The organism is Magnetospirillum molischianum DSM 120 (assembly GCF_000294655.1).
Classification (GTDB): domain Bacteria; phylum Pseudomonadota; class Alphaproteobacteria; order Rhodospirillales; family Magnetospirillaceae; genus Phaeospirillum; species Phaeospirillum molischianum.
In genome coordinates this window covers 404,323-416,194 of record NZ_CAHP01000014.1, presented here as the reverse complement: position 1 = coordinate 416,194, position 11,872 = coordinate 404,323, and the positions used below count along the sequence as shown (strand labels likewise).

At 59.1% G+C, this 11,872-nt stretch carries 16 protein-coding genes; 6 read left to right on the top strand and 10 right to left on the bottom strand.

Going from position 1 to position 11,872, the window contains the following annotated elements:
• Positions 1–47: 47 nt before the first annotated feature.
• The 4 genes from PHAMO_RS06220 to PHAMO_RS06215 all read left to right on the top strand — a co-directional run bounded on the left by PHAMO_RS06220 (position 48) and on the right by PHAMO_RS06215 (position 2,906).
• A complete protein-coding gene (locus PHAMO_RS06220; protein WP_002727523.1) occupies positions 48–1,385 on the top strand; it encodes an IS5 family transposase in 1,338 nt (445 codons plus the stop codon).
• A gap of 41 nt (positions 1,386–1,426) precedes the next feature.
• Positions 1,427–1,993 (top strand): hypothetical protein, encoded by a 567-nt coding sequence (locus tag PHAMO_RS19325; RefSeq protein ID WP_155801569.1) that lies wholly within the window; start codon positions 1,427–1,429, stop codon positions 1,991–1,993.
• A 242-nt stretch (positions 1,994–2,235) separates the two neighbouring features.
• A complete protein-coding gene (locus PHAMO_RS19320) occupies positions 2,236–2,697 on the top strand; it encodes a hypothetical protein (RefSeq protein WP_155801567.1) in 462 nt (153 codons plus the stop codon).
• Positions 2,698–2,702: 5 nt separating this feature from the next.
• Positions 2,703–2,906, top strand: coding sequence for a hypothetical protein (locus PHAMO_RS06215; RefSeq protein WP_002727519.1), 204 nt, complete (start codon positions 2,703–2,705; stop codon positions 2,904–2,906).
• Positions 2,907–3,056: 150 nt separating this feature from the next.
• Here the strand turns inward: PHAMO_RS06215 and PHAMO_RS06210 are convergent.
• The 10 genes from PHAMO_RS06210 to PHAMO_RS06160 all read right to left on the bottom strand — a co-directional run bounded on the left by PHAMO_RS06210 (position 3,057) and on the right by PHAMO_RS06160 (position 10,300).
• A protein-coding gene (locus PHAMO_RS06210) for an IS3 family transposase (protein ID WP_155801565.1) occupies positions 3,057–4,144 on the bottom strand; the annotation gives its coding sequence in 2 pieces (ribosomal slippage) (positions 3,057–3,883 and positions 3,883–4,144; 1,089 coding nt in all).
• 49 nt (positions 4,145–4,193) lie between these two features.
• On the bottom strand, positions 4,194–4,376 hold the full coding sequence (locus tag PHAMO_RS06200; protein ID WP_002727513.1) for a DUF1376 domain-containing protein: 183 nt from the start codon (positions 4,374–4,376) through the stop codon (positions 4,194–4,196).
• Positions 4,376–4,558: a hypothetical protein gene (locus PHAMO_RS06195; protein WP_002727511.1), complete on the bottom strand. Its 183-nt coding sequence runs from the start codon at positions 4,556–4,558 to the stop codon at positions 4,376–4,378. Before PHAMO_RS06195 ends, PHAMO_RS06200 begins: the two co-directional genes overlap by 1 nt.
• Before the next feature lie 94 nt (positions 4,559–4,652).
• On the bottom strand, positions 4,653–4,817 hold the full coding sequence (locus PHAMO_RS19315) for a hypothetical protein (protein ID WP_155801563.1): 165 nt from the start codon (positions 4,815–4,817) through the stop codon (positions 4,653–4,655).
• Positions 4,818–4,819: 2 nt separating this feature from the next.
• Positions 4,820–5,008, bottom strand: a complete 189-nt coding sequence (locus PHAMO_RS06190) for a helix-turn-helix domain-containing protein (protein WP_002727508.1) — start codon at positions 5,006–5,008, stop codon at positions 4,820–4,822.
• An 828-nt stretch (positions 5,009–5,836) separates the two neighbouring features.
• The gene (locus PHAMO_RS06185) at positions 5,837–6,136 is read right to left on the bottom strand and encodes an addiction module antidote protein (RefSeq protein WP_002727506.1); all 300 of its coding nucleotides are present in this window, start codon (positions 6,134–6,136) and stop codon (positions 5,837–5,839) included.
• Positions 6,133–6,441, bottom strand: coding sequence for a type II toxin-antitoxin system RelE/ParE family toxin (locus PHAMO_RS06180; RefSeq protein WP_002727505.1), 309 nt, complete (start codon positions 6,439–6,441; stop codon positions 6,133–6,135). The genes PHAMO_RS06185 and PHAMO_RS06180 overlap by 4 nt, the downstream gene beginning before the upstream one ends.
• Before the next feature lie 15 nt (positions 6,442–6,456).
• On the bottom strand, positions 6,457–7,704 hold the full coding sequence (locus tag PHAMO_RS06175; protein WP_002727503.1) for a tyrosine-type recombinase/integrase: 1,248 nt from the start codon (positions 7,702–7,704) through the stop codon (positions 6,457–6,459).
• A 536-nt stretch (positions 7,705–8,240) separates the two neighbouring features.
• Positions 8,241–8,912, bottom strand: coding sequence for a metal-dependent hydrolase (locus PHAMO_RS06165; protein ID WP_002727501.1), 672 nt, complete (start codon positions 8,910–8,912; stop codon positions 8,241–8,243).
• A gap of 551 nt (positions 8,913–9,463) precedes the next feature.
• Positions 9,464–10,300, bottom strand: a complete 837-nt coding sequence (locus tag PHAMO_RS06160) for an AraC family transcriptional regulator (protein WP_002727499.1) — start codon at positions 10,298–10,300, stop codon at positions 9,464–9,466.
• 381 nt (positions 10,301–10,681) lie between these two features.
• On the opposite strand from PHAMO_RS06160, the gene PHAMO_RS06155 reads away from it, so the two are divergent.
• Positions 10,682–11,446, top strand: coding sequence for an AzlC family ABC transporter permease (locus PHAMO_RS06155; RefSeq protein ID WP_002727498.1), 765 nt, complete (start codon positions 10,682–10,684; stop codon positions 11,444–11,446).
• Positions 11,425–11,745, top strand: a complete 321-nt coding sequence (locus tag PHAMO_RS06150; RefSeq protein ID WP_002727496.1) for an AzlD domain-containing protein — start codon at positions 11,425–11,427, stop codon at positions 11,743–11,745. Before PHAMO_RS06155 ends, PHAMO_RS06150 begins: the two co-directional genes overlap by 22 nt.
• Positions 11,746–11,872 lie beyond the last annotated feature (127 nt).

The window sequence follows — 11,872 nt, the reverse complement described above, 5'->3', positions numbered from 1 at the left end:
CCCATCGGTTGTGATTCCATTCTCTCAGAGCCGCTCGGGGAGGAGAGATGACGCCGCACAAGAGACCGCCGCAGACCGAGGGCGACCTGTTCCGGTCGCGGCTCGACCAGATCATCAACCTGCGCCACGACTTGGTCCGGCTGGCGGGTTTGGTCGCCTGGGGCTTTTTCGACGAGCGGTTCGCGCCGCTTTACGCGGAAACGGGGCGCCCGGGTGTTCCGACCCGACTGATGGTGGGATTGCACCTGCTCAAGCACATGTACGGCCTCTCTGACGAGGCGGTGTGCGATCGCTGGGTCTGCGATCCGTATTTCCAGTATTTCTGCGGCGAAACCTTCTTCCAGCACGCCCTGCCGGTGGACCGCTCTTCGATGACCCGCTGGCGTCAGCGCATCGGTGCCGATGACCTGTCGGCCCTGGTGCAGGAGAGCCTGGCCGCCGCCCACCGGGCCGGCGCTCTTCAGGCCGAAGACATGGAGCGGGTGACGGTCGATACCACCGTTCAGCCCAAGGCGGTGACCTTCCCGACCGACGCCAAGCTGATGCAGCGGGCCCGGGAAAAGTTGGTGGCGCTGGCCCAAGAGTGGGGCATCGGCCTTCGCCAGAGCTACGCCCGCGTCGGCAAGCGGGCGGCGATGAAGCAGGGCCGCTACGCCCACGCCAAGCAGTTCAACCGGGCGCGCCGCGAATTGCGGCGGCTGAAGACCTATCTGNGGCGGGTGATCCGCGACATCCGCCGCAAGATCGCCGGCAACGAGGCCCTGACCGACGCCTTCAAGCGCNCCCTGTGGCTGGCCGAACGGGTGATGACCCAACAACGCCGCGATCCCTTGCCGAAGGTCTATTCCCTCCACGCCCCCGAGGTCGAATGCATCGGCAAGGGCAAGGCCGCCAAGCCCTACGAATTCGGCTGCAAGGTCACCGTCACCACCACCAACCGCCCGGCCGCCGGAGGTCACTTCGTCCTGCATATCGACGCTCGCCACGGCAACCCCTATGACGGCCATACCCTCAAGGCTGCCGTCGAGGCCACCGAAGCCTGGACCGGCGTCACCGCCCGCCGCATCTATGTCGACAAGGGCTATCGCGGCCACGGCCTCGATCGCTTCAAGGTCTGGATCTCCGGCAACAAGGCCCCGACCAACGCCATTCGCCGCGAACTGCGCCGCCGCAGCGCCATCGAACCCGTCATCGGCCACATGAAAAACGACGGCCTTCTCGGGCGGAACTTCCTCAAGGGAAAGAGCGGCGACCGCATCAACGCCATCCTCTGCGGCGCCGGACACAACTTCCGCCTCCTGCTCCGCTGGCTGAGGCTTTTGTTGTCCATGATCCGGGCCGTCCTCAGGGCCGAAAGGCACAACCTGAACGCTCAGCTCGTCTGATCCCGGAGGGCTGAACCGAATTTTTCACGGACGACTAATGAATGGCGGGAAAAATGAAATTACATGCTACATGTGCCACTATTATTTGTTTTATTTTCCTACAGCCTCAATCGGCAACGGCATCTTCATTTTGTGAAAATCTCCACCGCGTAACTGCATCTTCAGATAATAATTTTTCAGAAATTATTGATAGCCATAAAAAAGATCAGTGGCTTACAGATCACTACATTCACGAAACAATCCCAATTTTTGAATGGGAAAAAAACGGCGCGGCTGGAAACGTTAGCGGTCCACAAAACGTAAGATATTACGTTGAGCTTGATGCGCGCGGATATAGCCCTGGATCAGAAAAAGAAACAAGGCGAAGCTTTAAATATTTTTCATCAATGGTTGATTCCTGCTATCCAGGTAGCACAAAGAAAAATGCATCATATCAAGATGAGTATACATACAAGGGATATCTCCATTGGGTTAAATTGGAGAATGGATTAAATATTACTATTTCCGCAAATACATGTGATAGAAACCCCCGCTGTATTGAACACGTTGCCATGGACGTTAGAAGAGGCCCTCTTGACGAGGACGAATTGAAACATTTTAAACAGTAGAGGGTGCCGTCATCGACTTTGACACTCGAAGCCGGCCGGTGCGTGCGCGCTCGTCAATGAATTGGCGTGGAATTGTTCCGATGGTAACCTATTGAAATCGGTTGACCAGGAATGGAGTGCGTCTACAGGTCATGGGCTCATTTTTCACAGACGATGCGCTCACGACCGCTCACAATCGGTACCAGGGGATGCGGGACGCGGCTTTCGCCGTGACTGAACAGACTTGGCGGAACAAACTTCCGATGGATGTGGACTTGCGTTTGTTCCCGATTGATGAAAAGGCACTCGTCTTTTGGGAACATATATGGGTGCCATACTGCCAGTCTGTAAACGTCAGAACGTTTCCATGGAAAGCGATTTTCAGTCAGGTTCGCTCAACCCCAAGGCGTTTTGATATGGCCATTTGGGATGGCAGTTTTTTGTCAGGCTTGGTTGTCGGGATGGCATCACGCGGGAAAACTGGACCAAACACCAATGTGACGATTCGATTTCTCGAACGATTTCAGTGGTCTGGACTTCCTATGCGCGGGCACATCAGGGGCATAGCTATTGATGCAGCCCATACTTACGCGCAAATACTATGTAAGCAATTTATATTATTAAAAAATCCAGCGTTGGGCGCTATACCCCTATACGAAAAAATCGGCTTTTCTCTTGTCCCATCGATCCAAGGATGTCCATATTATGGGAAGCGAGTGGAGTGACCACCATGGACATGAACAGCCAGCGCCAGCATGAGGGGACAAATGGGCCGGACAATCCGGTTCGTCGTGCCGCCTATGAAGACGCGCTTTCGCGCGTCCAGCATCTGAGGTCTTTTTCCGAATCGCTGAATGATGAGCAGCGCGCCAGTCTGATCAGCGACGGCCCCATAACAATTGGCTGCTACACGGCACCAAGCCGTTCGCGTTGATCACTGCACGCGCCGAATGCGCTCGGGAAAGGTGTCCAACTTGGACACCTTCAACACCCCAGCGAATCCGCCAGTCGCCCCAGGGCCTCGCGCAGCTTGGCCTGTTGCCACGGTAATCCCCCCATTTTTAGCGGGGGTTGGACATAGAACTCAGGCGGCCAATTTCAGTTTCTGGGCGGGTGTGATGCCGCCGATGCCCATATTGGGGCGGTCGTTGTTGTAGGTCCAGAGCCATTCTGTCGCTTGATCCTGCACCTCCGCGATGGTTTCGAAGAGGAACTGGCCCAGCCATTCATGCCGGACCGTCCGGTTGTAACGCTCGACATAGGCGTTCTGCTGCGGCTTGCCGGGCTGGATGTGTTGGAGGCCGATGCCGCGCGTCTCGGCCCATTTCATCAGCGTGCCGCTGATATATTCGGGACCGTTGTCGACCCGAATTGTCGCTGGCTTGCCGCGCCATTCGATAATTTGGTTCAGCATCCGGACAACCCGTTCTGCGGGCAGCGAAAAATCGACTTCAATGCCGAGCCCCTCCCGATTGAAATCATCCAGCACGTTGAGAAGCCGGAAAGCCCTGCCATCCTCCAGACGATCCGCCATGAAATCCATCGACCAGACCTGGTTGGGGGCGTCTGGTACCACCAGTTCGTCGGGCTTGTCGCGTTTGAGCCGCTTCCGGGGCTTGATGCGCAGGTTCAGTTCCAACGCGCGATAAATCCGATAGACCCGTTTGTGGTTCCAGTCATGCCCCTGGATATTGCGCAGATACAGGAAGCAGAGGCCGAACCCCCAGGTCTTTCTGGCCTGGGTCAGCCCGATCAAAAGGTCGGCGATCTGCTCGTTCTCGTCGGAGAGCCTCGGGCTATAGCGATAGCACGTCTCGCTGAGCCCAAACGTCCGGCACGCCAACGCAATACTGATCCCTCGTCGCGCCACAGCTGTCTCGGCCATCTCCCGGCGCTGGGATGGCCGGGTTATTTTTTTCCGAGAGCCTCCTTCAGCAATTCGTTTTGCATGCTGAGCTCGGCGAACANCTTCTTCAGCCGCCGGTTCTCGTCCTCCAGCCCCTTCATCTCCGAGATCATCGAGGCGTCCATGCCGCCGTATTTCGCCCGCCATTTGTAGAACGTCGCGCTGCTCATCTGGTGCTCGCGGCACAGCGTCAGGACCGGGATACCCTCCTCCGCCTGACGCAGGATCCCCATGATCTGGGCGTCCGTGAACCGACTCTTCTTCATCCGAATCTCCTCGTTCGCAAAACCGAGAAAATTCTACGTCCGCATCCCCTTATTTCCAGGGGGGATTACCGAGGAAGCGGCATAAATCGCTTTCATCATAATCCAGCGGACGGCCGAGGTCGTACATGCGAACCAGTAAATCAACATAAACTCCGCGCGCCCGATCTGACAGTTCACGGGTGCCGGAAATCCAGTCGCGAGTGTAGAAATCGAATTTAAAGAGGCCGCTCATCACATCGCCTCCGGGTGTTTTTGCGTGGGCTGGTAGTTCATCAAGACAGCCTGTTCGTCGAAATCTTCAATTTCGATCGGGTCGCCGTTGGGCCAACGCCAATCCGAGGTGTAAGGGATGCAGTCGCGCAGCAGGGCGCGACCGGCGGGGGTGCGAGGAAGGGTCAAAATCCGTGCGCTCATTTCGTCTCCTTGCCGCCAGAAAGCGGCGATCGATGGTGAGGGCGCAAATCGGACACCGTTCAGAGCGGCCAGAATCTCGGGGGGCTTGGCGGGATCATTTTCGGCCCCCGTCGATCATCGCCGCGATCGCCGCCAGCCGGGCCGGATCGTTCCCGGCGGCACGGCGCAAGATGTCGAGGACCAAGCCGCCGACCGGCCGCCAGTTGGACGGCACGGCAGCAGACGGCGGGTGATCCTTCGGGGCGGGATGCGCGGCCATTGCTAGGCGGCAGTCTTCGTCTTTGAGCGCTCAATCAAAGCGTCGATTGAAGCACGAACGATCAGTCTCCGACCACCAATGCGGACGGATTCGACTTCACCGGCATTGATCAGGTCGTAGACGGTCTGATGAGACAGGCCCAACAGGGCGCGAGTATCCTTCACCGAAGCGAGCAGCGGCGTGGTGGTCATTTTGCTATCCTTTCGGGGGCTGGAATCGGAAAAGCCCCGTCCGGGTTAGCGGCGGGGCTTTTGGGTATGGCGGATCGGTTTTACTATGGGAGCGTTTCGGCGGCCTGCGCCGGAAACAAAAAAGGTGCCTCGGAGTGAACCGGGCACCAAAAGATCAATCTGACATTTCGGAAACTATCCGAGGGCGGCACCTGTTGTCTACAACAATCTTCCTGCGTGGCGGGGCGTCCGCCGGAATCAAAAAGCCCCGGACCATCGCCGGGGCGTTACCTCTAGGCGCGCCTATAGCGCCGTCACGGTGTATGCCATGGCGGGCGGGAGCACGTCAACCATCATCCGTCGCGGTCAAAGGCGGTCAACAAAAAACCCGCTCGGTTTCCCGGCGGGCGCTAAATCGTTAATCTGACATTTCGAACGCTACAGGACGCTGGCGACGATGTCAACCTTTGTCCGTATCGGTCAGAGGAGGTCAACGAAAAGCCCGCTCGGTCTCCCGGCGGGCGCAACAAAAACATTATAGACAATCTACTTCGTTAACCGCGCCCGGTCAATCTTCGTCCGTAACGGTCAGGGGGTGTCAACAAAAAGCCCCGGACCAACCGGCCGGGGCGCAATTCTTCAATCTGACATTTCCCAAATTATCCGCACCCTCGCGCCCCGTCAAGCCTCATCCGTCGCGGTCTGCGTCGATCAATAAAAAAACCCGCACGGTCTCCCAGCGGGCGCAATTCTCAATCGTGGGAAAATCCTACCCCAAAGTTTTCCCGCGCGTCAATCCCTGTCGCTCACAGGCAATAATCATCGCTCCACATCAGCCGGTGGGTCCGGCTATTCCGCCGCCTGGGCAGTCACCACCGACATTTTCAACCCCAGCGCCGCGACCACGCGGCAGATGGTTTCGTGCCGGGGGTGCGCGCCGGGTGCCAGCGCTTTGTACAGGCTTTCGCGCCCCAGGCCGGCAGCGCGGGCAACATCCGTCATCCCCTTGGCTTTCGCCACGTCGGCCAAGCCGGAAAGGAACACGTCCGGGTTCTCGTCTTCCAGGCAGGCGGCGAGGTATTCCGCGATCACCTCGGGATCATCAAGGTATTCGGAGGCGTCGAAGGGGGTGATAGCGGTGGTGTTCATGATCGAATCTCCCGAACCTCTCGCGCGAGGGCCTTGGCCTTTTCGATATCGCGGCGTTGCGTCGATTTATCGCCGCCGCACAGCAGCAGATAGACCACCTCGCCCCGCCGGGTGAAATAGACCCGATAGCCCGGCCCGACATGCACCCGCATTTCACTGACGCCTTCGCCGACAGGTTCGCAGTCGCCGAAATTGCCATGCTGGGCCGAGTTGATCCGGGCCAGGATGCGGGCCTTGCCCTTGGGGTCCGACAGGTGCCGAAGCCAAGCGTCGAATTCCTCGTGACGCTGAATTACTGTATCCATTTAGATACGATCCGATCAAGGGGATTTTCGCAGTGGCACGACGGAACCGGAAGCGCGCCCGCTGTCGAGGTCGAGCATCCCGTGTCGCGCCAGGGCGTCGGCATGGTCGGCGATGTGGGCCGAGTAGGTCCGCTCGATCATAGTCACGCTGGTGTCGTGCGATACCGCAACCACCCGCATCGGCACCGACCGCAGCAGGGCGCGGACGATCGACGAGTGGCGCAGCGCGTACAGGGTGATCTCGTCCAGGCCGTAGGGCGCGATTGCCTCGGGTTCCAGTTTGGCGGCGGCGATGGTGAGCAAAAACAGGTCGTAGTGATCCGATTTCAGCCACGGCTTGCCATTCGGCCGGAGCAACAGCGGTTCGCCCTCCCCACGCCCCTGTGCTGCCTCGGCCAGCCGCACCGCAAGCCCGGCGGGGACTGGCATCGGTCGGCGCAGCACCTTTTTCACGCTCTTGCCCTTCTTCGATGTCGGCATGTTGAGCCGCTGGCCGGGCAGCAGGTCGCCCACCACAAGGCCGGCGATTTGCGAGTAACGGGAGCCAGTCACCGCCGCCACCTCGACCAGCAGGCCAAAGGCCGGGTGCTGGGCATAGGCAGCCTGCACGATCCGTCCGACCACCTCATCGGATAAGATGACATTGCGCGACACCTCCGCGTCGGGCAGGCCTGCGAGGCCGTGTTTCCATGCGGTGGTGTTGCCGATCCGCTCATTGTGGCGCGCGGCGAGTTCGAGGGCGGCACGCAAACCATTCGCGGTTCGGTTCACCGTGGCGGGTGCCAGGGTCTTCAACAATTCGTCGCGCCATTTTCGCAAGTCGGAGGCCGTGAGTTCGACAATCGGCCGGGATGCAATCTTCTCGGGGAGGTTAACGCGCACCCTTGAAACATTGCCCGGATCTCCCTTCCGGGCGGCGAGGTCCGCTTCATAGTCGTTGAGCGCATCGGCGACAGTGATCCGGCTGGCCGGTGATACGTCGGATTCGGTGGCGGCGGTTTCCAGCGCCTTCGCCTGAGCCTGCGCCCAAGACAGCACGCGCTCGCCGTCTGCATCCTCGTAGTCATCGGCGAGGCCGATTACCCGTTGCGTCGAGCCGCCCTTTCCATCTGCCTTGCGGACAAGCCAAGTGCCGGCGCTGGCGTTGCGGCGATAGCCAACGCTGGTTCCGCTGCCCAGGCTCTCAAAAATGGGTTTCTTCGCCACGGGCAGGGCGAGGCGGGCCTTCTTCGTCGCCAGGGGAGAGGATTTTACTCGCGCCATAGGATCACCTTCTTGGCGGAACGCCCTAGCTGGCTGGTGTCCAGTTAGTGTCCAGTCTGTATCCGTGGACAAGGGTAGATCAGGGCAGACAGTCGGGCAAGGTGATTTGTTTAATTTCAATCTGTTGCTAGACAGCGGCAGACACGCCTAGACAATTCTCTCCGCCCTCCGAAGGCGGGGGTCACAGGTTCGAATCCTGTCGGGTGCGCCAAAGCTTCTCCCCTTTTTTAAGACGATCATCCCAGCCTCACCCAGGCTGCGGACGCGATTCGGCACGCGGTCCGCACGGGGCTGGCGAAGCGTCGGCCTCAATCGAAGACATTGAATGCTTTTGCTTCTTTCCCTGTCGCTGCCATGCTGTTCGTTCCGGCTTGGCTGCGTCTCAGCGCCTTCTTGGCCTCTTGGGCCAATTTTCGACCGCATCGCGATCGGCGGGATCGGTCTCTGGCGGGAGGTTCTCCTCCGCCCGCCTCTGAGCCAGCCTAAGACGCATGACGCGCCTATGTGCGCGGTAGGGGCATGTGCATCAAGCGGCCTTATGGCCACAGCAAGGGAAGAACGGCGAGGCCGAGGCAAAAGATGGTGACGAAGGTCTCCGGCTTGCCACCAGTCGTGACCAGCCGGAAACCGAGACGCCGGTCAACCCAGGGCCATAGAAAGGGAATTCCCTGACGGGTGAAGGAATCCAGCAAAAGATGCGAGCCATATGCGGCTGCGAAAACCAAGCCAGCATCGTCCGCTCCGTAAAACCATCCCCGCTCGTGCTGTATCCACGGCACCAGGATGGTAAGTCCGATGCTTCCCCCGAGCCAAGGCCATACCGAATGGGTCCAAGGGCTGCGATGGCCACCGACTACGGCCGCCAAATAGTAGCATAGTATCGTCAGTAGGACGGCCACCCGTTCCATCGGCAGGCGTGGCCCCATCGTTACCATCGCCACGACCACCCCGACCAGCAGCATTATGGCGATCCACTTGGCTTGTCGTCCCAGCGTCGAGCTGAGATGGTCGATGTCTGGAAGCAGGGCCGAGACCATCCCGAGGCCGTAATACAGGGGCAGTGCGGATGGTTCTAGGGGGTGCCCTATTTGTTCTCCCCCGAGGGAAACTAGAGACACCGCCGCGACCCCGGCTGCCAAATGAGCGATTGCTTGCACGATGTGTCCCGATTGATCGGCCGAAACTGGCCACGAGCGGAGGCGGCTCATAGCACGTCCTGAGATTTAGAACAATACGATCCTGCCTCGTTCCAATGCTAAAGTGCATATTCCCGCAGTTGGGTGAAGAGTTGATGGTATGCCTTCTCTTTGGTTGGACTCCGCTCTTGCTCAATTTTGGCGCTATCAAGACCCGTGCGAGGGCGTTTTTCCTTTCCGACCTATCCCCGGAATCTATGACTCATCCGTTGATCGTGAGCTGGACTAATCAATCTGGGGGCGTATGCCAGATAGTTCTAACCAACCAGGATTTCGGTCCTCGGCTCCAGGCTAATGCTCCGATGATAGACGTGACATGCCATGCCCGGTTATCCTCTGATCCTGTGGATAGACCTGTGGACGGTTTGAGGGTAAAGCCGGATATTCCTGATGGATCCGGCGCATTGTGGTGTGTGCCGATTTTTGAGGCAATTTTGTCGGTCATGCCCTGTCTTGTGGCACGAAATCAGACGCCGCTTCCTTTGGAACCAACGATCTCTGACTGGGGATGCTCCCCTCAGTTCGCCCGTGGCCATCGGCTCTGTCGTTGACCACACACAAGTTTACCGGCAAGCCGTCGCGTAGCGTGACGGGGTGACCCCGAAATAGCGGCGGAAACTGCCGGTAAAGTGGCTCTGGTCGTAGAACCCGGTGCTGACGGCGGCATCGGCAGTCGGATTCCCCGCCGCCAGCAGCACCTTGGCCGCATCAAGGCGCACCTGCGTGAGATAGCAATGAACGGTAACGTTCATCTGCGCCTTAAACGTGCGCATGAAATGGAACTCGCTAAGATCGACGTGTTCGGCGATGTCCTTGAGCCTCAAGCGCTCGTGGAAATGCGCATGGATATAGTCCAACGCATGGCGGATCCGAGCGTCGGGAGCCTTGCGGAAGCTACCCTTCCCTGTGCGCTGGCCGTAACGCTTTATCATCACGTCCAGCGCGCCATAGACCGCTTCCTCCCGCTCAACCGCGTCTGGCGAATGTTCGGCGATTTCGCACGATTCGATCAGCCTTGCCGCCAGCTCAGGATCCTCGATCAACATTTTCGTGCCGAAATCAAGCGAACCACCGCTGTCACGAAACAGCTCGCGCGAGAGGGCTTCGAGCACGTCCGGGTTCGGATAGAGCGCCGAATAGTCCCAGCCAGTGTCGCGCTCCGCACTCTCGCCGGTATGGACCTGGCCCGGAGGGATAATCATCACCGTTCCCGGATAGGCTACGCCGCGATATCGGGCGATCTGGTGTTTCTGGGCGCCGTCCCGGAGCGCCGCGATCACAAACACCTCGTGCGAGTGCAGCGGATAGCGGAATTCAACGCAGCTCGCCTTGAGGATCTCAAGGCCGCCGAAAATCTGTTGATCGGTCCAGAGTCGGATATCGTCCCGACGTCTTTTCATCCATCGCCCTGCAAATGAGACCAACCGGCCAACGGGTCAAATCCTGGGTTGGCCGGTATGAGGTGTGCCAAGCGAAGTTAGTGCCCGTTCCGGGTAAGTGTCGAGAGCAGGAATTTCCAATCGGACTCGAACGGTTCCAACGCCGCCGACGTGAACCACTCCGTCCACAACTCATCGGGCACGCCGTCCAAATGACAGGATATTCCTATCGCGTAAGATGTTGTCTTTTCTAATGTGAGGTATGCACCGAGCCGCGACGGGCAAACGGACGCGGCAGAAGCCCTTCGACAAAGAGGTGCTTCGCCCTGCGCCTCAAGGGTGATCGATGTTGATGATATGCTGCCGAGGCGAGCTTATTGCCTCTGCCTGGGGCACCGAGAAATGACGACACGCCAACACACTCTTCAGCAAACCATCTCGCCACAGGACGGATTCCGAGCCGGTGTTATCGCCTGTCTTCCCACGGTGCTGGGCTATTGGAGCATCGGCTTTGCCGCTGGCGGGATTGGCACGTTATCGGGCTTTTCAATAGTAGAAATCGTGGCGCTGGCGGCACTGCTTTATGCGGGGTCGGCGCAATTCCTGTTCTACTCCCTTGTCCTCGCCAATGCTGGTGAGTTTGCCCTCGTCCTCGGCATGCTGCTGGTTAACGCCCGCTATCTGCTGATGAGTTCCTCCCTGGCTCCTTTCTTCCAGGGGAAGGGTGTCTGGGAAAAGCTCATCGGTGGTGCGCTGCTCACCGATGAGACGTTTGGAATCGCGGTGCAGCGGGCCAAGGCCTGCGGCGATCTGCCGTTCCCGTGGCTTCTGGGGTTGAATTCCATCGCCTATCTGAACTGGATCGCGGCCAATCTCGTCGGGGCGATGCTGGCGCAGCACCTGCCCGAAGCCATGATCAACAGTCTGAGTTTCAGCCTCACGGCCATGTTCGTGGGCTTGCTGCTTCTGACCTATTTCTCCAGCAGAACCCGCGGGCTTGAACTCGTTGCCATTGTGGTCGCTGCGGGGGTGGTGGTGGCGGCTTTCCATCTGGCCCCGCCGAACGTCACCCTCTTGGTCGCCACGATGCTCGGCGCGCTGGTCAGCGCCATCCTCTCGTTTCGCAACCGACAACGGACTCATTCATGGCTTCATCCTTCTCCTTGAACCTGCTGCTGTGCGTCGGGGTTACGGTTTCCCTGCGGATTCTGCCGATCGTGTTGCTATCCCACCTGACCTTTCCGGTCGCGGTGCGCGAGTGGCTGAACTTCGTGCCTGCCGCGATCATGGCGGCGCTCATTGTGAGCGAGCTTTTGATGCACCCAGCCTTTACCGAAGCGGGCTGGAGTCTCTCACTGCTGGCCACCCTCGCCAGCTTTATCGTCGGCATCGTGACGCGAAGCCTGTTTATGACAGTGTTCGCTGGCGTCGCAGCCTTCGCTCTTTTCGACTGGATGCTGCCCTAGAGCCACGCCAGCCCCGGAGGGGCCGCGGCTCTGGTCTGCCCTCCGCATCGTCTTTCCGCTACACTATCGGTTCATGGACGGGCGTCAGAGAACGCTCTCCGATCGACGTGAGACCGATACAAGACTA